We start from the raw sequence: 21,601 nt of genomic DNA, 5'->3' as shown, positions 1-21,601 counted from the left end.
GTGACGGGCAGCTTACGCTTCGGCCGGAGCTTCAGCGGCTTCTTCTGCAACGACTTCTTCAACCGGTGCTTCTTCGAAGGCACCCAGGTCAACGCCTGCAGCACCCATCTGAGCGGTCATACCGTCCAGAGCGGCACGAGCCGCCAGGTCACAGTACAGCGAGATCGCGCGGGCTGCGTCGTCGTTGCCAGGGATGATGTAGTCAACGCCGTCGGGCGAGCAGTTGGTGTCGACAACAGCCACAACCGGGATACCCAGTTTGTTGGCTTCTGCGATGGCCAGTGCTTCTTTTTTGACGTCGATGACGAACAGCAGGTCAGGAACGCCGCCCATCTCACGGATACCGCCCAGCGAAGCCTGCAGCTTCTGCTGGTCACGCTCCATGCCCAGACGCTCTTTCTTGGTCAGGCCTTCTGCGCCCGATTCCATGGCTTCGTCGATCTGGTTCAGACGGTTGATCGACTGGGAAACGGTTTTCCAGTTGGTCAGAGTGCCGCCCAGCCAGCGGTGGTTCATGTAGTACTGAGCCGACTTTTCAGCCGCTTCAGCGATCGGGCCAGCAGCCTGACGCTTGGTACCAACGAACAGAACGCGGCCACCTTTTGCGACGGTGTCACGAACAGCCTGCAGAGCCTGATCCAGCATCGGAACAGTCTGGGTCAGGTCCATGATGTGGATGCCATTGCGCGAGCCGTAGATGAACGGGCCCATGCGGGGATTCCAACGCTGTGTCTGGTGACCAAAGTGAACGCCAGCTTCCAGCAGCTGACGCATGGAGAACTCGGGAAGAGCCATGCTATTTTCCTTTTCCGGTTTACGCCTTGGCGGGGGTGAAAGAAGCGGATGCTCCAACCGGCGGTCTTGATGAGGATGTCTCCCTCAAAAAGCCCAAACCCCGCCTGCGGGTTTGAATGGCGCGCGTATACGGCAGGTTGGGATGCAGCGCAAGGGCCTATCGCCCTTATTTTTCAAGCCGCGCCAAGCTGTGCGCGTGACGGACAGCCTCTTCGCAATGCGCGGCCAGCGCCTTGCGGTTTTCAAAGTCGCTGACCTTGGCAGGTGCATGATAAATCAGCTCGACCGCCCCCTGCCTGCGCGCGCCGAGCGTCTTCAGCAAATGCGGGCCGAAATCCATGTCGCCCCACCAACCGTAAAACCGGTCCGGTTCACCCACAGGAGCGTGAAACACCACCGAGACCGGCTGCACATACATGAAATCTCTCAACTCATCCGCGAAGAACGCGGCAAAGAGCGTTGTTTTAAATTGCAAAACCCTGAGGCCGTCGGTCGAGGTTCCCTCAGGAAAAAACAGCAGCTTATGCCCCGCTTTCAGGCGGGTTTCGAACACCTGCGTTTGTTCTCTTGCCTTCTTCCGGTCCCGTTCGATAAAAACCGTTCCGGTCGCGCGCGCCAACCAGCCGATACCGGGCCAATTCGCCACTTCGGCCTTGGAAACGAAATACACCCTTTTGCGCGCGTTCAGCGCAAAAATATCCAGCCAGGAGGTGTGGTTGGCCACCACTGCACCACGCTCAGCCATCAGATCTCCGGAAGTGCGAAAACCTATGCCCAGAATGCGAAAGGCGTTGCGGCAAACAAATTGGGTGATGAACGGAGTTATTGGTCGGCGAATACCGAATAAGGGGAGTTCGATCAGGCGTATCGCCAGCAAGATGATCAAGCCACCAAAGACCAGCAGCGCCAACGGCACACCGCGCAAGAAAACCAATACCCACCCCAGAACGCCAAGGTGAATCGCATCCGGCGCGTCTTCACTGTTCCAAAGCGGATCACTCACGGGATTAGGCTCCGCCATAGATGCGCTTTTGCCGCTCGTTCATCCGAGCGGTATCTAGGATCAAGCAGACATCTGTGGTGTTAAAGCTGTGGTCGATAAAGGCCCCCTCGCCCACGAAACCGCCCAAACGCAGATAGGCTTTGATCAGCGCAGGCACCTGCACCATGGCCACCCGGCGGTCGAGGTCTTCGGGTGCCACGAGGTTCATGGATTGAAACACATCTGGCTGCGCGCGCACCCGCAGATCTTCGGGCGCCAGGTGGTTGTGATGCAGCATCGACAAGGGCTGGGCGAGCGCTGTGACATCGGTGCCGTGAAAGCTGGCAACACCGAACAAAACCTCGATCTCACGCTCGTTGACATAGGCCGCCAAACCGTTCCACAGGTGATACATGGCCGTGCCGCCGCGATAGTCCGGATGCAGGCAAGACCGGCCAAGCTCCAGTAGCTTGCGACCGCTTTGCTTCAGAACGGTCAGATCATACTCATCTTCGGAGTAAAACTGGCCCAACTCTGCTGCACGTTCGCCCGGTAACAGCCTGTAAACGCCGACAGTTTCCCCAGTTTGATCATCTATCGCCAACATGTGATCGAAATACGGATCGAACTTGTCCTGCTCCAGTCCTGCATCGTGATCAACCATCTCTCCGCTACCACCTAATTCGCGTACAAACACGTCGTAGCGCAGGCGCTGCGCGGCGCGCAGGTCCTGTTCGGTTTCAGCGAGTCGGATGGTGAAAGAAGGGCCTGAATCCGGCATATCGTTCCTTGAAGTTGCCTCCGGCTGATACCGCAGCTGTTCCCCCAAAGGCAATACGGGTCCCATCTGGCGTCTGGCGTTAACCTTTCCTAAACCAGTTTCACGGATCAAGGACCGGCATCAAGGCGATACGCGTACCGTCGATTACCACTTTCCCCTGCTCGCGGAAGTTCACGGTAATCTTGCCCCCGATATTGGACTGCACCTGTCCAACGCCCCAATCGGGGAAATCGGGGTGGCGGACAAACATGCCCGGTGCAAGAATGGCATTGAGGTCTGTCATTGGGGCTCCGGTCCGGTGGCAGATACAGCAGGAGGTACGCATGGGCGCCACAGACGTCAACCTGGCCGAGCTGATTGGCTCGCGCATTTGTCACGATGTGATCAGCCCGATCGGGGCCATCACCAACGGGCTGGAGTTGTTGGATATGGTCGGCGCGGTGCAAGGCCCCGAGATGGAGCTGATCTCGGGCAGTGTCGGCAGTGCTGGCGCGCGCATTCGGTTTTTTCGCGTGGCCTTTGGCTCGGCCAGCGACCAGCCATTGGGGCGCAGCGAGGTCGCCGAGTTGCTAAAAGACGTGGAACGAGCAGGTCGTGTGTGGGTCAACTGGAACCTGACCGAGGCTGTGCCACGCAATCAGGTCAAACTGGCCTTTCTGGCCCTTATGTGCTGCGAGAGCGCGATGCCGTTTGGTGGGCAGGTCGATATCTCGACCTCTGACACCAGTTGGCAGGTGACTGGGACGGCCGATAAACTCAACATTGACAATGACTTGTGGAAGAATGCTGCCACGGGCAACTTCGCCAACAAACTCACCCCTGCGCAGGTTCAGTTTGCCTTGCTGCCGGAAACGGCGGCGGCCATGGGGCGGCGGGTTGCGGTCGAGACCGGCACAACCCGCGTCACCCTGAGGTTCTAGGCTCGGGTCGTACCGTTCCCGCGCACCAGATATTGAAAACTGGTCAGTTGTGCTGCACCGACAGGACCACGTGCATGCATTTTGCCCGTGGCAATGCCGATCTCAGCGCCCATTCCGAACTCACCGCCATCCGCAAACTGCGTTGAGGCGTTGTGCATCAGGATAGCGCTGTCCAGCCGTTCAAAGAAGCGGTCAGCCGCCGCGTCATCCTCGGTCATGATGCAATCGGTGTGGTTCGAGCCATATTGCTGGATATGCGCAATGGCGGCGTCGATGTCGGCAACAGGTTTGGCAGCAATGATGCTGTCCAGAAACTCTTTGCCCCAATCCTCAGAGGTGGCTTGGGTGGTTCCATCGACGGCCAGAACACCTTCGGCATGAACCTCGACCCCTGCGGCCAAAAGCGCGGCAATCACGTCGCGCCCGAGGGTTTCGGCCACACCCTGATGGATCAACAGACACTCTGCCGCGCCACAAATACCGGTACGCCGGGTCTTGGCGTTCAGCACCACGTCCAAGGTCTTTTGCGGGTCGGCGGCCTTGTCGATGTAGATATGCACGATGCCTTCTAGATGGGCGAAGACCGGTACACGCGCCTCACGCTGAACCAGCCCTACCAGCCCTTTGCCGCCACGCGGAACAATGACGTCGACATAGTCGGTCATGGTCAGCAATTCCTGCACCGCCGCGCGGTCGCGAGTCGGCACGAGTTGAATAGAATCCTCAGGCAAGTTCGCGGCCTTCAAACCCTCGACCAGGCAGGCGTGAATGGCGGTGGAGGAATGAAAGCTCTCAGACCCACCTCGCAGAATTACGGCGTTGCCAGACTTCAGGCATAACGCCCCCGCATCCGCCGTCACATTGGGCCGGCTTTCGTAAATCACCCCAATGACACCCAACGGCGTGCGCACCCGCTGAATGTTGAGGCCCGAGGGCATGTCCCATTCGGTCATCACCTCGCCGACCGGATCGGTTTGATCAGCCACCGTGCGTAGGCCATCGACCATACCCTGAATACGGTCCTCATCCAGCATCAGACGGTCCATCATGGCAGGGCTCAGGCCCTTTTCGCGTCCGAACTCCAGATCTTTCTTGTTGGCTTCGATGATCTGAGCGCGATTGGCCCAGACGGCCTCAGCCGCTGCGATCAGGGCTGCATGTTTACGCTCCGCCGAGGCAAAGGCCAGCTCGCGCGCGGCAGCTTTGGCGCGTTTACCCAGATCGGCCATCAGAGCGGGAATATTGTCGAGATCCTTCATAATCTAAGCCTTTCTGCGCCCTTATAGCGCCAAATCGTCCCTGTGGATCAGCGCTGCACGACCAGGGTAGCCCAGCGTTGCCTCAATCTCTGAGGATTTTCGTCCTTTGATTGCGTCAGCCTCTTGCGCGGTATAGCGGCTGATGCCCTGCGCCAGTCGACGCTCTTGCAGATCAAGAATGGCAACCGGATCGCCGCGTCCGAAATCACCGGTCACTTCGACGATACCCGCAGGCAACAGGCTTTTGCCATTTGAAAGCGCCTTTGCGGCGCCGTCGTCGATCGTGATCTCTCCGCGCGGTTTCATCGCCGAGATCCAGCGCTTGCGCGCTGCATGCGGATCAAGCGTTGCAGTGAACCACGTGCTGTTCGCGCCATTCTCAAGCGATTGCAAAGGATTGAGCTTCGAACCTTCGGTGATCGCCATATCGCAACCTGCGGCCGTGGCCATTTTGGCAGCCATTAGCTTGGTCTTCATGCCACCCTTTGAGAGGCCTGAACCGGCGTCTCCGGCCATCGACTCAATCTCGGGCGTGATTTGGTCGATCGTGTCGTAGCGCGTGGCCGAGGCATCCTCGTTCGGATTGCCGGTATAAAACCCGTCCACATCCGACAGAAGGATCAACTGGTCCGCACCAACGGTTACCGCGATCTGTGCTGCCAGCCGATCATTGTCGCCGTATCGGATTTCATCCGTGGCGACTGTATCGTTCTCGTTTACGATAGGCACCACGCCAAGGCCCAAAAGCGTCTCAAGTGTCGCGCGCGAGTTCAGATAGCGGCGACGATCCTCGCTATCCTCGAGCGTCACCAGCACTTGGGCCGTGGTGATCTGATGCGGGGTCAGCGCCTCTTCATAGGCACGCGCCAGACGGATCTGACCAACAGCAGCTGCAGCCTGTGACTGCTCCAGAGCCAACGCCGCTGCGGGCAGGCCCAAAACACCGCGCCCCAAAGCGATCGAGCCAGAAGACACCAGAATCACGTCCGTGCCCTGCCCTTTCAGCCAGGCCACATCCTGAGCCAGTGATTTCAGCCAATCTGAGCGTAGCTGTCCCGTGTTCCGATCCACCAACAAAGCAGACCCGATCTTGACCACCAGCCGACGGGCTGCGGTCAGGGTTGCCACGGCGCGGCCTCCTCGGCGGGTTTCTGGCGCAGGCGGTTTTCGTCGATCTGAGCACGTAGGGCGCGCAGCACCTCGGTCACGCCCAGATGCGCGACGCCGGACATGGTCATGACGGGGCCGCCAACGGCCTCTTCCAGCTCGGCCTTGGCCAGATCACGTTCTTCGTCATCCAGCGCGTCGACCTTGTTCAGCACCGTGATCCGAGGTTTCTCGGCCAGTTCTCCTCCATAAGCCTCAAGCTCATGGATGATGGTGCGGTAGTCATCCGCCACGGTTTCCGAAGTGCCATCGACCAGATGCAGCAACACGGCACAGCGTTCAACGTGACCGAGAAAGCGGTCACCGATCCCGCGCCCTTCATGAGCCCCTTCAATCAGGCCGGGAATGTCGGCCACTACAAATTCCACATTGTCTACGCCGACCACGCCCAGATTGGGGTGCAGCGTGGTAAACGGATAGTCTGCAATCTTGGGCCGCGCGTTCGAAGTTGCGGCCAGAAAGGTCGATTTGCCTGCATTGGGCATGCCCAACAGGCCAACATCCGCAATCAGTTTCAGCCGCAGCCAGATGGTGCGGTCAATACCCGCCTGCCCCGGATTGGCCCGACGTGGTGCCTGGTTGGTGGCCGATTTGAAGTGGAGGTTGCCAAAACCACCATTGCCACCTTTGGCCAACAGAACCCGCTGCCCGACCTCGGTCAGGTCGCAGATCACGGTCTCTTCGTCCTCATCAAGGATCTCAGTCCCGACGGGAACGCGCAGGATGATGTCGTCACCATCCTTACCGGTACGCTGCTGACCGCGGCCCGGTTGTCCGTTCTTGGCAAAGAAGTGCTGCTGATAGCGGAAGTCGATCAGGGTGTTCAGCCCGTCCACGACCTCGGCCCAGACAGAGCCGCCCTTGCCGCCGTCCCCGCCATCAGGGCCGCCGTATTCAATGTACTTTTCGCGTCGGAAGCTGACGCAGCCGCCACCTCCGGCCCCGGACCGGATGTAGACCTTTGCTAGATCGAGAAATTTCATGAGTGTCCCCTACTGCAAAGGCCCCATCGGCCACAAGTCAGAGTTTCTTTGTATAGGTCCAGGTGGGCACATTCGCGTCGCGCGCCACCGAATAGCTTTCTGCATCGCCCAGATACTGGAACCCGCAATGGGTCAGTACCCGCGCCGAGGCTGGGTTGTCCTGAAACACGCTGGCGAACATATTGGCGTTCTCAAGCGGATTGGCACCGACCAGGGCCTCAACTGCCATCGAGGCAATGCCCGTGTTCCAATAGACAGGCGCGACCCAATAGCCAACCTCGGACTGGTTGCGATCGAGCCGCTGCAGAGAGATCAGGCCAATCAGCTCGGGTCCGCCGTCCTTGGTGGCATCCATCGCCCAGACGTCCTCATCCCGGTCTTCCGCCATCGAGCGAGTCACGAAAGCCTCAATCGAGCCCGGCGGCAGCGGGTGCGGGATCGATGTGGTCATACGCGCCACACGCTCATCGCCTGCATAGTGTTCGATAAGCCCCATATCCGACCGGCGCAGAGGGCGCAGGTCGAACCGCTCGGTTTCGATGACCGGCTGATTTATGATTGCTTCAAGTTTCATGAGTGCGTTCCTCCTCCGAACAACACAAAAAGTACGGACGCAACAGTCAGACTGGCGAGCGTCCACATCAGATATTTTTCCGCAGGCCGACCTTCAACCACATGGGCGATCCGGTCCCCTGCAAATGTCCAGATCGGGTGCAAAACCATCTGGCAGAACAACAAACAAAGAGCGATCGTGAGTGTCGCCTCAAAACTGGACGTCCCCGCCGCAACAAACCCCGTGAACCCTGCAATGATCATCGCCCAGGCCTTGGGGTTCAGCGGATGCACGATGAGCCCGGACATAAAGCCCGGTGCTTTCCCATCCGCCGCTGCACGAGACAGCCTGAGATTGGCAATCTTCCAAGCCAGCCAGCAAATATAGGCGGCAGAAGCGTATTTCAGCACCTCAAACGCCAGCGGAGCCTGATCGGCAACCCGCATCAGACCAAAGCCCACGGGCCAAATGATCAACTGCTTGCCCAAAACGACCCCGGCCACAAAGGGCAAAGCGGCGCGAAAGCCATAGCGCGCACCTGTTCCCATCAGAACCATGTTGGCCGGTCCCGGCGTGCCGACCTGTGAGGCGGCAAAGATGAGAAAGCTAGTGGTTGCGACGGGCATTGTTGTTCTGGATCACGACTGCGTTAAAACGAAAAAGGGACCGGCATTTTCTGCCGGTCCCCCATGAATTTTTTATTAAACCTTCTGGGTTTCGGCTTACTCTGCGGCCTCCGCCACTGGCAGGACCGAAATGAAGGTGCGGTTTTTGAGTCCCTTATGGAACTTTACGGCGCCATCGGTGGTTGCAAAGATTGTGTGGTCTTTGCCCATGCCTACGCCTTCGCCCGGCCAGAACTTGGTGCCGCGCTGACGTACGATGATGTTGCCTGCGATGGCCGCCTGGCCACCATACAGTTTCACGCCAAGGCGGCGACCAGCTGAGTCGCGACCGTTACGGGAGGAACCGCCAGCTTTTTTATGTGCCATTCTCTCTCTCCTTAGCCTTGAGCCAGCTCTTTGGCTTGCTCAACCCATTCGGGTTTCACTTTGATGGTGTCGATAGCAGCAATCTGCTCGTCCGACAAGGCGGCCAGAGCGGCAAAGCTCTCGATACCGGCTTCAACCAGCTTTTTGGCAGCGGCAGGGCCAACACCGTTCAGCTTGGTCAGATCGTCAGCGGCAGCAGCGGCGGGTGCCTCTGCTTTGGCTTCTGCTTTCTTGGCAGGCTTTACAGCAGGTGCCGCTTCGCCAGCCGGAGCAGATCCGGTTGCAGCTTTGATGCCCGACTTGTCAGCGCCCGACGACAGGATGTCGGTGATTTTGACCAGTGTCAGCTTCTGACGGTGGCCAACGGTGCGCTTCGAGCTGTGCTTACGACGGCGCTTAACGAATTTGATGACCTTGTCACCTTTGATCTGTTCGATCACTTCGGCCTGTACGCCTGCGCCTTCAACGAAAGGTGCACCAACAACCGGAGCGTCGCCGCCCAGCATCAGAACATCGTTGAATTGAACTTTTTCACCTGCGTCGGCAGCCAGTTTTTCAACGCGGAGCACGTCGCCCGCCTGAACCTTGTACTGCTTGCCGCCAGTCTTGAGGACCGCAAACATGCGTCTTTCCTTTTCTAACCCGCGTTCTGTGGTCCCCTACCGGGCGTTTTTGGCTTGAAAGCCACCTCGAACAGCGCGCCCTGTTTGGGCTGTGTGGAAGACCCCGCGAAGTTTCGAAGGGTCATATAATAACGACACCCGGCGCGGAGAACCGGCCGGGATGCGCGCTTATCCACATAATGAAAGGCAAAGTCAACACCCAAGACTGGTCAGAGATCAGAGGATTGCCAAACCTGCGCCACCGCCGCGCCCAGACGGTACGAAATCCCATCAAACATCTCGTCAAACCCTTTGAAAAGGGCCGCGTTCAAGGCCTGCCCGGTCTCGGTTCTGGAAAACGCAATATTCTCGCGCATCTCGACCTCGTTCAGCGGCTGATAGGCCAGAAGCAGAAAGGAGTACAACCATGTGGTCGTTTCGGCCGTCACCGTGTCTTTCTGCGCCAGCAACCCATCCAGAACCTCTTCGTATTCGGCTAAACTGTCGCCGTAGAGCCCCAGGAAAAAGTTGTAATCCGCACTCAGCGAGCCTTGGACGTTCTGGTCAATCAGGTCATTTGCACGGATGTATTCTTCGACCAGTTCGAACCGCGGCGAGTCGGGTTCCGTGCCCTCATAGGCCTCATTCGCCATCTCTTCGATCGCCTCATCGGCAAAGGCTTTGCGGGCCGAGTTCTCCAGCGTTACGATCGTCTGCCCCAGATCGCTTTCGAAGAAAACGATTGCCTGGTCCATCTGCTCTTTCGTCATTCCCTCGGCGAAGGCTTCGGTCAGACGGGACTTCATCCAGGAGTGATTGTAGATCTCCTCAACCTCATCGTGAAAGAGAGGGCCTCCGTCACCGTCCAACAGGCTCTCTTCGAGTTCCTGCTGATGAACCATGCCTTCTTCGATCAGAATTCCCACAACCTGATCCAGCTTCATGGCATGCGCTAGCCGATTGGCCCGTTCATTCGCGACAGCTGGCAGCGCCCAAAGCAATGTCACCGCAAAGGCTAGTGCCAGACGCATCAGATATCCTGAGCCGGATGAAGGTCTGCCATCCGGACAGCCAGAACCTCAAACCGCATGGCCATGATTTCATATTGGATAGCGTTCAGAAGCTCATAGACCTCTTGCATCAATGGCTGTTCAAGCGCCTCGGCATAGGCCTCGACCTCCGCGTCCGAGAAATCCTGATAGGTATAGGCCGCCCCTGCCAGCGCCGAAAGTTGCAGTGCCTGGCGCATCCCGGCCTCATTCTGCCTCAGCATCAACCGCAGCTCATCCGCGTCCAACTGCAGGTCAATCACGCCAGACGCGCTGGCCGCCAGAAGAAACCGCAATTGGATCTCCTGCAAAGCGCGCAACGAAGTCCCGCTGGCATCAATCGCATTGTTCATCCGCTTGAGCTGCTCCACCCGGGGCGAGCCATCCTGCACAAGACCGGCCACGATTTCCTGCCCCTCCTGCTGTTTGGCCTCTTCGTCGTCATTCAGATGCGCAGCGTTTTCGACCTCGACCAGCCTTTGACCGAGATCCGAGGCATAAAACTCAACCGCATGAGCCAACGCCTCATCGCTCAACGTCTCTTCGAGAATCGAGACCGCCGTTTCATGCATAAGCTGGGTATCGAAAACCTCTTCGGTAAGGCGGGTCCAGTCTGATCCGAACCCATCAGGATCAATGCCCAGCATTTCAGGGGCAGAGCCGGACGCCAGCGCGATACTCTCCAGCGCCACATCAAACCCGGTGGTATTGAGGAAGGCTTCGATCCGGTCGCGGTTGGCCGCAACCGAAGAAACAGGGATCCAAACAAGCGCGACAAGCAGCGCGAGCAATGGGACAACAGAACGCTCAACTCGATTTTTCATGCCTATCAGCCTAGGTGTTTTGTTGCGGCAGGCAATGGAAAATCCAAGGAATGTGAATTCTGGGAATTTTCTGCTTGCACCCCTGCGCGTTCCTCACTAAATCCCCCCCTCACAGACCCCCGCGGAGAGGTGCCGGAGTGGTCGAACGGGGCGGTCTCGAAAACCGTTGTGGGTGCAAGCCCACCCAGGGTTCGAATCCCTGTCTCTCCGCCAGAAACCATTCATTTTACTTTCTTTCCCCAAGTTCGGCCCTATGCGCCAAAATAGGTGTCAACGTGGAAACGGTGATTTTTCGCCCTGTTTTTCGCGCCTATCAACCGATTTTGATGCGGTTTTGGCTGGGTTATCAGGGGCATGGATTGCACCGGCTCGGCGGCTTTGCCCAAGCTCAAGACCCTGAGGCACGGCAACACCCCCGGCCCGCTTGGTCCTGATTTTGCTGCGATCCTAACACGCCCAATTTACGGCAGTACTGGGTTTCAGCAGTATCCCTCGCGGTTCACTAGTTATCGAGCCGTTAGGGTTTCAAGGCTCTTATACCGTCCACCTGGGTACCGGCGACAATCCAGTACATGACATAGGTGGCCTGAAAAATATGAACAGTTGAGTTGGATGGATTTTCCGTTCCCGACCGATACCTTCCTGGTGGGTCACTTGAATGCTTCTTCGAGGGCTCTCGCAAAGGTGGTTTGAGATGATTTCAGGTCGTGATTGCGATGGATTACCTCCGCGTTGGCCTCTGCGTGCGATCGTAGACTCTCGACCCCCGAAAGCGATTCGAGGAAGCTACTGACCTGTTCTATGTAATCGTCATTGAGTAGATCATATGAGGTATAGTCTTCACTAACCCAACCGGTTTCCTCCTCAAAATAGTGTCGATCGCGGACCCCTTTCATCTGATACAGCCAAAGATTCGCATCCTTTTCCCGAAAGAACTCTTCGTATCCAAGCGCGTCCGAAATGATCGGGATGCTATAGGAACGTATTGCTTCAAGCAGGCTGTAGGAGTGTAGGCCAATTGCTGGCATAGCAAAGATGTGAGCCTGATCCTTGAGGGCTTTCATCTTCTCAAAGGGCACAAACGTGTCGTACCAGGTGATTTGCCGCAAAAGCTCGGGTGAAAACCGGTGTTTGATTTCGTCGTCAATGGAAGAAACGATTGTCAGCTCAAAACGATCTTGCCAGTTTCCAAGATTTTCGAGCGCCGACAGCAATAGATGCCCACCTCTTTTGAAAAACGATGCCGGTTGATTGTGTAGGGAATTCGTGAATAGAATCCGTATCTTTTGATCGGGCGAAAACTTTTGATCAAGCTCGTCTTGCGTCATGGACGGCGCTTCTATTCCAAGTGGAATATATATGCATTTCCTGCAAATGTCCGGATAATCATGGAAAACACGATGAAAAATATCCACTGATGACTTCAGGTGACTGAAGATAAGGATGCAAGTGTCCTGCCTGAAACTATCCGCCAACATGGAGATAACTTTGTGCTGCAACTCTATTGGAATGCTGCGTGTTCCCGTCGGGCGTATCGGGGTGAAAAGTGTAGGAAAACTCTCAAAATGAAAAACATAGGGGCGATTTCGTAGAACTGGAGGACTAGTATGATCAAAGGTGACCACGGCCGGAAAATCGTCAAAATCCGCCAAACACTCACCAAAATAATATGAAAACTGCCCATAATATGATGCCAGGCCGTATTGCTCGAGGTGAGAGTGCAAGCGTTTCTTCTGCCTTCCCAATTCAGTCAAAGGCTCCATGCGCTTTCTTATTAGTCTTTTGACTCTTCCTGGTACTACTGCATCTATCTTTACTGTGTTGAACCTTTTGGCGTCCTTGATAAACGAGCACACCAGCGGGTGTGCGCCATTTCGGTATCTGTAGAAATCGTTGTGCCAGAATGTGCCTAAGTTGATCATTGACGCCTGTGTTTTATTGGCCGGTTACGTGTCCTTCAAGGCCGCGCGCGACTGAATGTTCTATCTCAACTTTCCGCTATGTGGAACCAAGAGTAAAGGCAGCTTCGTCCGCTCAGCGGCTACATAAGGGTCTAAATTTAATGGTAGTTTTGAGGCGTGGCGGCCTTCTGGAGTCAAGACACTGACACTTACGCCTAGCACTTCGATTGCCTGCAACGCATTTTCTTGCGCCTCTGCCTTGGCCTCCGCCCTCACGTGTTCACCTGATCTATTTGATCAATGCCGACGCGGACCTGCGCCTTGACCTCGCGGGCGGCGTTGCGAGCATCAGAAAACCCAATTTCAGGAAGGGACCGAGGCGCGTCTTCCGCAACTTGCCCGCCAATGGTCTGGCGTAACGAACCATCCTGCTTTTGGCGTTCTCAGGTTTGATCCGTAGATTGGACGGCCAACACTGCCCACCGCATGAAAGAAGGGTTAGTCTTTTTCGCCGGGATGAGTGAGTTTCCGAGCCTTGGCTGATGATAGCTCATTGACTTTTTTGGGCACCGAAAAGACTCTCCGCCATAAATTCCAATTGGCTTCTTTGCTTTCTCAGGCCGACAGGTCTATCTTTTCGCGCAAAGAGAGGGGCTGGCCAAGACCCCCTCATCCAGCCCCCCTCACACCGCCCCTCACATTCAACCACAAAGTGAGAGATCAGTGCCCCTTTTGGCCCAATAGGCCTATTCAAACAAAAGACGTTACTCGTTAATTTGGGGACCGAACCCGAGCGCGACCCCCACAATGCCTCTTTTACCCCGTCTGACGGCAGTGTCGGTCATTTTGGGGTCAAAGGCAGTGAAGTCCTTCACATAAGACCAAAAATTCGACCGAACAGTAAAGTGCGAGCATCGTCGCAGGTTTCGCTCGGCACCACGTTCTCTTACAACGCTTATACCTCAAACGCCGGGCTCAACGCGGTAATGCGATATCATCAAAATTCAATGCAAAGCGCAAAGCGGTGGGCGCTTTGTCGCCGGATCAAGTCGCCCAATCAGCGTAGCTTGGCCCAAACCCGTATTCTGCTGAGAAATCACAAGAATTCCCCTTTGAGTCGTCCTAGATTTGGATCATCCCAGCGGCACAAATTTCCAAAGGAGACACATAATGTCGCGTACTCTTCTTATCATCATCGTCCTCGTCGGTCTTGGCGCAGGCGGGTATTTCTATCTCAACCAACCTGAACCGACGCCGGCCGAAAGACTTGAAGCCGCAGCCGAGGATGCGAGCGATGCCGTCAGCGAAGCGGCCTCGGCCGTGCAGGACGCCGCAAGCGAAGCGCTGGAATCGGCCACGGAACAAGCCAGCGAAGCGGCGTCATCTCTGACCGAACAGGCCTCTGAGGCCGCGTCATCTGTGGCGGATCAGGCCACTGAGGCAGCCAATTCGATCGCAGATCAGGCCTCCGAGGCTGCAGACCAAGCCGGTGATCAGGTTGCCTCTCTAGCGAACCAAGGTCAGGAGTTGTTCAACTCTTGGGTTGAAGAGGGCTTGCTGACAGCTCAGAACTTCGACTATGACGCCATGGTCGACTCTGTCCAGAACAGCGAGATGGCACAGGGTGTCAAAGATCAGGTGATCAAGATCCTGGATGAGATCAAAGCCTCGCCCGAGGCTGTTCTGACCAAGCTTCAGGACCTGCAAAATGCGATGAGCCAATAAGGATCAGGCTGTCCACGGGCGGCCTTATCCACATGCCGTGACGTTAGATCGCGGCTGAATTGACGCGGCGCGGGGCTTTTGTTTGGCTTGACCCAACAAGAACCCCGCGCCGCTTTTCTTTGCCATCAGGCTTAAGTCTGATCCGGTGACCCTGGCGCCACTCAAGGACTGACCAATGACCGACTTGCCCTCTACCATGCGCGCCGTTGTCCTGAAACATGACGGCTATTCCGGCACCATGACAGGCCCCATGATCAAAGACGCGTCTGAGTGGTTGGCAGACGCCGAATTGCCCGTCCCTACCCCCGGCCCCGGACAGGTTTTGATCCGGCTCCGCACCGCTTCGGTCAATCCGTCAGACATTCACTTCATCAAAGGCGAATACGGCCAACCCCGCGTCAAAGGTGCCGCTGCGGGCTTTGAAGGGTGCGGAGATGTTGTGGAAACGGGCAAGGGTGCGGAAGGTCTACAAGGCCTGCGCGTCGCCTTTGTTGCCGCCGGATCAGGAGCGTGGGCCGAATATGTCGTGACCCAGATGCAAATGTGCATCCCTCTGCGCCCCGACATCTCGGACGATGACGGGGCTGCGCAGATCGTCAATCCGCTGACAGCGATGGCCATGGTCGATATGGCCAAGGTAGACGGCGATGCGTTTGTTGTTTCAGCCGCAACCAGCCAGTTGGGCAAGCTGATGTGCAGCCTTGGGCGGGATCTGGGCTTGAAACCCATCGCCATGGTGCGGCGCGCTGAGGCTGCTCCGATGCTGAAAGAGCTTGGGGCTGCGGAAGTTCTGGTCACAACGGACCCTGACGTTGCGCACCAATTTGCCGAACTGAGCGCCAAGTTGAAGCCCCGCGTCTTTCTCGACGCTGTTATGGACCCTCTGTCCGAGCAGATATTCTGCGCCATGCCCAATCGCGCGCGCTGGATTTGTTATGGCAAACTCGGCAGCGACGCCCCGACCCTGACCCAAACCGGGCAACTGATCTTCATGGGCAAACGGATCGATGGATTCTGGCTAACAAACTGGATGATGACCACCCCTCCGGCCGACCAGATGCGCGTTGTGACCGAGGTTCAAGCGCGTTTCGCGGACGGTCGTTGGAAAACGGATGTATCAGAGCGTCTGACACTGGGCGATCTGATCACCAACCTAGCGGACGCTTTGAAAACGAGCGAAGGGAAGGTGATGATCACGCCCTAACCCTTTGAAAAGAATAAAGGGCCCGCGATTGCGAGCCCTTTTGAAATTCGTTGTTCGCAGCGATTAACGCTTCGAGAACTGGAACGAACGACGCGCTTTGCGCTTACCGTATTTCTTACGTTCCACAACGCGGCTGTCGCGGGTCAGGAAGCCAGCGGCTTTCAGAGCGCCACGCAGCGACGGATCGTAAAGTTGCAGCGCTTTCGAGATGCCGTGCTTGACCGCACCGGCCTGACCGGTCAGGCCACCGCCTTTGACGGTTGCAACAACGTCGAATTCACCTTCCACACCGGCAACCTGGAACGGCTGGCGCAGGATCAGCTGCAGAACCGGACGCGCGAAGTACTTGTCCTGGTCTTTGCCGTTCACGGTGACTTTGCCGGAACCCGGCTTGATCCAAACGCGGGCAACAGCGTCTTTACGCTTGCCGGTGGCGTAGGAGCGGCCCAGCTCATCACGTACGGGTTCACGTACGATGACTTCTTCGGCCACGGTTTCAACGCCTGCGACGGCGCTCAGCTCTTCGAGAGTATTGATCTGATCAGCCATCGGTCATTAGCTCCGGGTGTTTTTCTTGTTCATGGACTTAACGTCCAGAACTTCGGGCGCTTGCGCCTCGTGGGGATGCTCGGCACCGGCATAAACGCGCAGGTTGGTCATTTGCTGACGCGCCAGACGGTTGCCCGGCAACATGCGCTTAACGGCCTGAACGACAACGCGCTCAGGATGTGCACCTTCCAGGATCTGCTGTTTGGTGCGCGACTTGATGCCGCCCGGGTGGCCAGTGTGCCAGTAGAAGTTCTCTTCACGCTTCTTGCCGGTCATCTGGATTTTGTCAGCGTTGATCACGATGACGTTGTCGCCCATGTCCATGTTCGGGGTGAACGACGCTTTGTGCTTGCCACGCAGGCGCATGGCGACGATCGAAGCAAGACGGCCCAGAACAACGCCCTCGGCGTCGATCAGGATCCACTTCTTGTCGATGTCTGCAGGTGTTGCAGAAAAGGTTTTCATGGCAGGATAGTCCTGTTTGATGTGAAAGACCGCCCCAAGATAGAGCGGTCCGAATTCGATGGTGGGGGTTTAGACCTGCTTAGAATGCACGTCAACACACGCAATCAAGTTTTTATATTACGTTTTCAATAGTTTATAAAATAGGTATTATTTTACCCCACCTCAAACACTGATTTGCTCAGGTGGATTGTCCAACAAAGCTCGCAGACGGAGCATCGCGTCCTCGAACCGCTGCAGCGAGACATGCCCGTTCATCGCAATGCGCACAGCGTTCGGGGCGCGCCCGTCGCGCAGCGCGAACTCATCCGCGGATCGCAGTTGAATTCCTTCTCGCTCGGCCGCACGGCTGAACGCAGCAGCCCGCCAACCCGACGGCAAATGCAGCCAAACAAACGGCACATCAGGCGCCCAGTTTAGATCGAAGCCGCCCAAGGCATTCACGGTCACCCGCACATACTCTCCCATCCGAGAGCGCACATCTCGCGCGATTTGGCGCGTGCGAGGGTCAGAGAGCAGTAGCCGGGTCAGTTCAGCCAGTGGCTGCGCCAGCCCAAAGTACCCATATTCGGCTGAGCGGCGCAGATCCACGCTCCGGTCTCTGGGCGCAATGGCAAAACCGACGCGCAAGGACGGTGTCAGCACTTTCGAGATCGAAGACACGTGCCATCCCCGCTCAGGGGCCAACGCGCGAAAACTTGGTTCCTTCGCGTCTCCCATCCGGTAGCAGTCGTCCTCGACAATCTGCACATCGTATTTCCGTGCAATTTCCACGATTTCCTTGCGCCGCTCCAAAGGGGTGTGCAGCCCGGTCGGGTTCTGAACCTCGGGCGAGACACAGACCGCCTGCGCTGGCGTCTGGCGCAAGACATGCTCCATCGCTGCCGGGTCAATGCCCCACTTGTCCATTCGGATGCCAACCACATCGGCCCGCATCAACTCTGCCGCGCGACGGAACCCGGCATAGGAGAGGTCTTCGACCATAACGATCGGTTTGGGCCCTTGCAGAATGGTCTGGAACACAAGGCAAAGGCCGTTCTGACCTCCGTGTGTCAGTACAATGTCGTCGTCGCTCAATTTGCCAAGCGGCAGGTCCGACAACCATTCAACAACCGCCTGACGCATAGGTTTATACGCATCGCGTGTCGGATAATTCATGAACAAAGCCGGATCAGACTGCGCGACTTTCTGTAGACACTCGCGGATCAAAGACACCTGCCCCATATCCGCAAGCCTCGGGCTGAACAGGCTGACGTGATTGGCATTCTGAGCCTCAGCCAGATGAAGCTGCCGAGACCAGACATCGTCCAGAATCGGAGATTTCGGAGGGGCGACGAATGTACCACGTCCGACCTCAGCTTGTAGCAAGCCCTCTTCGGTCAAAATCGTATAGGCCCGCGCGACGGTTCCCGGAGTGATCTGCAGGCGATACGCAAGTTCGCGCACAGGAGGCAGTTTGGCCCCGATATCTAACGCCTTACTTTCAATCGCTTTTCGTATTGTATCAGCCACCAGGGTGTACTTAGGTCCTTTGGATTTCGGCAGCGTCTCCGGCCAAATTGTATCCATTACAATTCTTCCTTTGCTTTTGACACAATTGCGAATGTATCAAACACATGTACCGAACACTGCTACTTTGTGTCAATACAATTTGAAAGGAATACTGAGATGACACGCACAATGCACACGCCCGCCCTTACACTGCTGAACGCCAGCCCCCGGCTGCCGCTGATCGCTGTGCTGGCCGTGCAGTTTGCGGCGGCGGTCACTCAATGGGAACGCCGTCGTCGCAGTCGCGTCAATCTGGGAAAGCTGGATGACAGGTTGCTCAAGGATGTGGGCCTGACCCGTCTGCAGGCCGACCGCGAAATCAAGCGCTATTTCTGGCAGCTTTAACCTATCCCCAGTCCCAAATTCATTTGGGACCTCTTCCCTGGCCGGGGTTCGCCCCGGCCCTTTTTATCCGAATTTTGCAGCCAAAGACCCGTCAGGCGGGATGGAATAGGTCATACTGGCCCGCGCAACCGGCTGATCTGAACCGACCGAGTAAATCAACACATCGCCAACCGCCAGAGTGCGCCCAAGTTTCAGCAGGCGACATTCCGCGACCAGATCTTTGCCCCCTTCAGGTTTGCGCAAAAAGTCCAGAGAGCTATTGGTCGTCACCGCCAAGGACTGACGCCCCTTGCGCGCCAGCACCATGGCATAGACGCAAACATCTGCCAGACCGAACATCGACGGCCCTGAAACTGTACCACCGGGGCGTAAATGACGGTCCTCGACCACAAGGCGCATGGTGATCGTCTCCTCGGTCAGGTCCTCAACCACGAAATCGCGATGAACCTGCGGGAATACCTCTTTAAGGTACTGCGACAGCTCGTCTTTGCTTAACGCCAATCCCATGCTTCCCCTCCTTAACTTCTCGCCCTAGAGTTGGCCCAACAGCCAGCGGGAGGGCAAGATGGCAATTTTGGAACGTAACGACACAGGTGCCATCGCGCGGCTGCACATGAACGCACCTGAAAGGCTGAACGCGCTGAGCGACGAGATGCTGGCCGCGTTGCAGGCCGAGTTCGATGCGCTGCGCGAGGACCGCTCAATCCGGGCCGTTGTCCTGTCCGGCGAAGGCAAGGCCTTCTGCGCCGGGCATGATCTGAAACAGATGACGGCAGGTCGTCAGTCCGAGGATGGCGGCAAGGCCTATTTCCAGGACCTCTTTAACCGTTGTGCGCAAATGATGATGTCGATTCAGTCCCTGCCCCAACCCGTTATTGCGCAGGTCCATGGCATTGCGACAGCTGCGGGTTGTCAATTGGTCGCCACCTGTGATCTAGCCGTCGCCGCCGAAGGCACGCGCTTTGGGGTGAACGGAGTGAATATCGGCCTGTTCTGCTCAACCCCCATGGTCGCACTCAGCCGCAATATCCCCAGAAAGCAGGCATTTGAGATGCTGACCACCGGAGGTTTCCTCTCAGCCGAACGCGCACAGGAACTGGGGTTGATCAATCGGGTTGTCCCTGAATCTCAACTCAACGACCAAACCCTCGCATTGGCCGAACAGATCGCAGGCAAGCTGGGCGTCGCCGTCAAAATCGGAAAAGAGGCGTTTTATCAACAGCTTCAGATGCCGCTGGATCAAGCCTATGCCTATACCGGAGAGGTAATGGTGCAGAATATGCTGCATCGCGATACCGAAGAAGGCATTTCCGCGTTTATCGAAAAACGCCCCCCGAATTGGTCTCAATAAGACAATTATTCCGAACATTTTTCACTACTGTCATCATTTTTGCACTTTTCAAAAGGGCAACACTGTGGCAATGCTGGGACGAGGCTAAGGCCTCAGCTGCACTTTTGGGTCGCCGTGGGCGGAAGGTCCCTCCAAGCTGGTTTCTCTCACTGGCGTTGACATTCCCGCAGCGGCGACCCCAAGACCCCCCTAAAATCTGAAGCATTTGACAGTTGCTCAGTTGCGCCTGCTTGGGCTCTGCCCTATGTGGCTGCGCATGACACAAGCATTGCATATCGTGGGCGGCGGCATGGCCGGGTCCGAGGCCGCATGGCAGGCGGCGGAAATGGGCGTGGATGTTGTGATCCACGAAATGCGCCCCACAGTGGCTACCTTTGCGCACCAGACCGGCAATCTGGCCGAGATGGTGTGTTCCAACTCGTTCCGCTCGGACGATGATGAGCAAAACGCCGTGGGCCTGCTGCATTGGGAGATGCGCGCCGCAAATGGCTTGATCATGACGACGGCTGATGCCCACCGCTTGCCCGCAGGTGGGGCGCTGGCCGTCGACCGCGACCCGTTTGCCGAGGCGGTCACGGATAAACTGCGCGCGCATCCCCGGATCACGGTGACGGATGAAGAGGTTACCACTCTTCCCGACGACGGTCAGTGGATCGTTGCCACCGGTCCCCTGACCTCGGCCAAGCTGGGTGAAGCCATTCAAGCCGAAACCGGTTCAGACGCGCTGGCGTTCTTTGATGCCATCGCGCCGATTGTCTATGCCGACAGCATCGACATGAGCAAAGCCTGGATGCAATCCCGCTACGACAAAGGCGAGACCGAGGAAGAGCGCACCGCCTATCTGAACTGCCCCATGGATCGCGATCAGTACGAGGCTTTCATCGACGCCCTTCTGGCCGCCGATAAAACCGAGTTCCACGAAGGCGAAACCGCCGGCTACTTTGATGGCTGCCTGCCGATCGAAGTGATGTCTGAACGGGGTCGCGAGACCCTGCGCCACGGGCCGATGAAGCCCGTCGGCTTGACCAACCCCCATCAGCCGGACGTAAAGCCTCATGCCGTTGTGCAGCTGCGCCGCGACAACGCTCTTGGCACGCTGTTCAACATCGTGGGGTTCCAAACCAAAATGAAATATGGCGCCCAGACCGAGGTGTTCCGCATGATCCCCGGTCTGGAGAACGCCAGTTTCGCACGCCTTGGCGGGATACACCGCAATACGTTCATCAACTCTCCGACCCTGCTGGACGCGCAGATGCGGTTGAAATCAAAGCCCAATATCCGCTTCGCGGGTCAGATCACCGGTGTCGAAGGCTATGTCGAAAGCGCGGCTATGGGGCTTTTGGCAGGTCGACTGGCGGCAGCTGAAATTCTCGGCCGCGCCCTGCCCGAGGTACCGCAGGACAGCGCCATGGGCGCATTGATCCATCACATCACCGGCGGCGCGGAGGCCAAGACGTTCCAGCCCATGAACGTCAATTTCGGCCTGTTCCGCCCTGTAGATGGCCTGAAAGGTGGCCGCCGGGGACGCAAAGACCGCTACAAAGCCTATACCGACCGCGCCAAGGCTGAATGGACGGAGTGGCTCGCGCAAAGCTGACTGGACGAT

At 57.1% G+C, this 21,601-nt stretch carries 24 protein-coding genes and 1 tRNA gene; 7 read left to right on the top strand and 18 right to left on the bottom strand.

The window, feature by feature from the left end:
* Nucleotides 1-12 precede the first annotated feature (12 nt).
* From rpsB to ACR0C3_RS01300, 4 genes are all read right to left on the bottom strand, one after another.
* A complete protein-coding gene (gene rpsB, locus ACR0C3_RS01315; RefSeq protein WP_170373731.1) occupies nt 13-795 on the bottom strand; it encodes a 30S ribosomal protein S2 in 783 nt (260 codons plus the stop codon).
* Nucleotides 796-961: 166 nt separating this feature from the next.
* Complete coding sequence (gene olsA / locus ACR0C3_RS01310; RefSeq protein WP_480756775.1) at nt 962-1,816, bottom strand: lyso-ornithine lipid O-acyltransferase; 855 nt, start codon at nt 1,814-1,816, stop codon at nt 962-964.
* On the bottom strand, nt 1,803-2,558 hold the full coding sequence (olsB, locus tag ACR0C3_RS01305) for an L-ornithine N(alpha)-acyltransferase (protein WP_480756774.1): 756 nt from the start codon (nt 2,556-2,558) through the stop codon (nt 1,803-1,805). The genes olsA and olsB overlap by 14 nt, the downstream gene beginning before the upstream one ends.
* Nucleotides 2,559-2,658: 100 nt before the next feature.
* Nucleotides 2,659-2,841, bottom strand: a complete 183-nt coding sequence (locus ACR0C3_RS01300) for a DUF3553 domain-containing protein (protein ID WP_480756773.1) — start codon at nt 2,839-2,841, stop codon at nt 2,659-2,661.
* A 40-nt stretch (nt 2,842-2,881) separates the two neighbouring features.
* On the opposite strand from ACR0C3_RS01300, the gene ACR0C3_RS01295 reads away from it, so the two are divergent.
* Nucleotides 2,882-3,478 carry a histidine phosphotransferase family protein gene (locus ACR0C3_RS01295; RefSeq protein WP_480756771.1) on the top strand — a complete coding sequence of 199 codons (597 nt, stop codon included), beginning with the start codon at nt 2,882-2,884 and terminating at the stop codon, nt 3,476-3,478.
* Here ACR0C3_RS01295 and ACR0C3_RS01290 read toward each other — a convergent pair.
* The 9 genes from ACR0C3_RS01290 to ACR0C3_RS01250 all read right to left on the bottom strand — a co-directional run bounded on the left by ACR0C3_RS01290 (nt 3,475) and on the right by ACR0C3_RS01250 (nt 10,907).
* Nucleotides 3,475-4,737: a glutamate-5-semialdehyde dehydrogenase gene (locus ACR0C3_RS01290; RefSeq protein WP_480756770.1), complete on the bottom strand. Its 1,263-nt coding sequence runs from the start codon at nt 4,735-4,737 to the stop codon at nt 3,475-3,477. The genes ACR0C3_RS01295 and ACR0C3_RS01290 overlap by 4 nt on opposite strands.
* 21 nt (nt 4,738-4,758) lie before the next feature.
* Nucleotides 4,759-5,865, bottom strand: coding sequence for a glutamate 5-kinase (proB, locus tag ACR0C3_RS01285; RefSeq protein WP_480756768.1), 1,107 nt, complete (start codon nt 5,863-5,865; stop codon nt 4,759-4,761).
* Complete coding sequence (gene obgE / locus ACR0C3_RS01280; RefSeq protein WP_170458227.1) at nt 5,853-6,887, bottom strand: GTPase ObgE; 1,035 nt, start codon at nt 6,885-6,887, stop codon at nt 5,853-5,855. Before obgE ends, proB begins: the two co-directional genes overlap by 13 nt.
* Nucleotides 6,888-6,924: 37 nt before the next feature.
* Complete coding sequence (locus tag ACR0C3_RS01275) at nt 6,925-7,461, bottom strand: GNAT family N-acetyltransferase (RefSeq protein ID WP_170458229.1); 537 nt, start codon at nt 7,459-7,461, stop codon at nt 6,925-6,927.
* Nucleotides 7,458-8,066 (bottom strand): LysE family translocator, encoded by a 609-nt coding sequence (locus ACR0C3_RS01270; protein WP_480756766.1) that lies wholly within the window; start codon nt 8,064-8,066, stop codon nt 7,458-7,460. Before ACR0C3_RS01270 ends, ACR0C3_RS01275 begins: the two co-directional genes overlap by 4 nt.
* A gap of 96 nt (nt 8,067-8,162) precedes the next feature.
* Nucleotides 8,163-8,432: a 50S ribosomal protein L27 gene (gene rpmA / locus ACR0C3_RS01265; RefSeq protein WP_039535512.1), complete on the bottom strand. Its 270-nt coding sequence runs from the start codon at nt 8,430-8,432 to the stop codon at nt 8,163-8,165.
* An 11-nt stretch (nt 8,433-8,443) separates the two neighbouring features.
* Complete coding sequence (locus tag ACR0C3_RS01260; RefSeq protein WP_480523632.1) at nt 8,444-9,055, bottom strand: 50S ribosomal protein L21; 612 nt, start codon at nt 9,053-9,055, stop codon at nt 8,444-8,446.
* A gap of 209 nt (nt 9,056-9,264) precedes the next feature.
* A complete protein-coding gene (locus tag ACR0C3_RS01255; protein WP_480756765.1) occupies nt 9,265-10,065 on the bottom strand; it encodes a DUF2059 domain-containing protein in 801 nt (266 codons plus the stop codon).
* Nucleotides 10,065-10,907, bottom strand: a complete 843-nt coding sequence (locus tag ACR0C3_RS01250; RefSeq protein WP_480756763.1) for a DUF2059 domain-containing protein — start codon at nt 10,905-10,907, stop codon at nt 10,065-10,067. Before ACR0C3_RS01250 ends, ACR0C3_RS01255 begins: the two co-directional genes overlap by 1 nt.
* Before the next feature lie 123 nt (nt 10,908-11,030).
* Here ACR0C3_RS01250 and ACR0C3_RS01245 point away from each other — a divergent pair.
* A tRNA-Ser gene (locus ACR0C3_RS01245) sits at nt 11,031-11,120 on the top strand.
* A 437-nt stretch (nt 11,121-11,557) separates the two neighbouring features.
* On the opposite strand, the gene ACR0C3_RS01240 is transcribed toward ACR0C3_RS01245, so the two are convergent.
* Nucleotides 11,558-12,829, bottom strand: coding sequence for a glycosyltransferase family protein (locus tag ACR0C3_RS01240; protein WP_480756762.1), 1,272 nt, complete (start codon nt 12,827-12,829; stop codon nt 11,558-11,560).
* 1,149 nt (nt 12,830-13,978) lie between these two features.
* On the opposite strand from ACR0C3_RS01240, the gene ACR0C3_RS01235 reads away from it, so the two are divergent.
* Complete coding sequence (locus ACR0C3_RS01235) at nt 13,979-14,533, top strand: hypothetical protein (RefSeq protein ID WP_480756761.1); 555 nt, start codon at nt 13,979-13,981, stop codon at nt 14,531-14,533.
* Between the two features lie 175 nt (nt 14,534-14,708).
* Nucleotides 14,709-15,737: an alcohol dehydrogenase catalytic domain-containing protein gene (locus ACR0C3_RS01230; RefSeq protein ID WP_480756760.1), complete on the top strand. Its 1,029-nt coding sequence runs from the start codon at nt 14,709-14,711 to the stop codon at nt 15,735-15,737.
* A gap of 63 nt (nt 15,738-15,800) precedes the next feature.
* On the opposite strand, the gene rpsI is transcribed toward ACR0C3_RS01230, so the two are convergent.
* The 3 genes from rpsI to ACR0C3_RS01215 all read right to left on the bottom strand — a co-directional run bounded on the left by rpsI (nt 15,801) and on the right by ACR0C3_RS01215 (nt 18,317).
* Nucleotides 15,801-16,286, bottom strand: coding sequence for a 30S ribosomal protein S9 (gene rpsI / locus ACR0C3_RS01225; protein ID WP_039535473.1), 486 nt, complete (start codon nt 16,284-16,286; stop codon nt 15,801-15,803).
* A 6-nt stretch (nt 16,287-16,292) separates the two neighbouring features.
* Entirely contained in the window at nt 16,293-16,751 is a 459-nt protein-coding gene (gene rplM, locus ACR0C3_RS01220) for a 50S ribosomal protein L13 (RefSeq protein WP_170373746.1), read from the bottom strand.
* A gap of 162 nt (nt 16,752-16,913) precedes the next feature.
* A complete protein-coding gene (locus tag ACR0C3_RS01215; RefSeq protein ID WP_480756758.1) occupies nt 16,914-18,317 on the bottom strand; it encodes an aminotransferase-like domain-containing protein in 1,404 nt (467 codons plus the stop codon).
* Between the two features lie 99 nt (nt 18,318-18,416).
* Here ACR0C3_RS01215 and ACR0C3_RS01210 point away from each other — a divergent pair, with 99 nt between their 5' ends.
* Nucleotides 18,417-18,644 (top strand): DUF1127 domain-containing protein, encoded by a 228-nt coding sequence (locus ACR0C3_RS01210; protein ID WP_170373748.1) that lies wholly within the window; start codon nt 18,417-18,419, stop codon nt 18,642-18,644.
* Between the two features lie 63 nt (nt 18,645-18,707).
* On the opposite strand, the gene ACR0C3_RS01205 is transcribed toward ACR0C3_RS01210, so the two are convergent.
* A complete protein-coding gene (locus tag ACR0C3_RS01205; protein ID WP_480756757.1) occupies nt 18,708-19,151 on the bottom strand; it encodes a PaaI family thioesterase in 444 nt (147 codons plus the stop codon).
* A 58-nt stretch (nt 19,152-19,209) separates the two neighbouring features.
* On the opposite strand from ACR0C3_RS01205, the gene ACR0C3_RS01200 reads away from it, so the two are divergent.
* Together ACR0C3_RS01200 and trmFO are read left to right on the top strand one after the other, a co-directional pair.
* Nucleotides 19,210-19,995, top strand: a complete 786-nt coding sequence (locus ACR0C3_RS01200; protein ID WP_480756756.1) for an enoyl-CoA hydratase — start codon at nt 19,210-19,212, stop codon at nt 19,993-19,995.
* Nucleotides 19,996-20,251: 256 nt separating this feature from the next.
* Nucleotides 20,252-21,592, top strand: coding sequence for a methylenetetrahydrofolate--tRNA-(uracil(54)-C(5))-methyltransferase (FADH(2)-oxidizing) TrmFO (gene trmFO / locus ACR0C3_RS01195; RefSeq protein ID WP_480756755.1), 1,341 nt, complete (start codon nt 20,252-20,254; stop codon nt 21,590-21,592).
* The last annotated feature ends 9 nt before the right edge of the window (nt 21,593-21,601 follow it).

It is taken from the genome of Ruegeria sp. CK3 (assembly GCF_056536565.1).
Note: the sequence above shows the minus strand (reverse complement) of the source record. Positions and strands in the feature narration are given on the sequence as shown.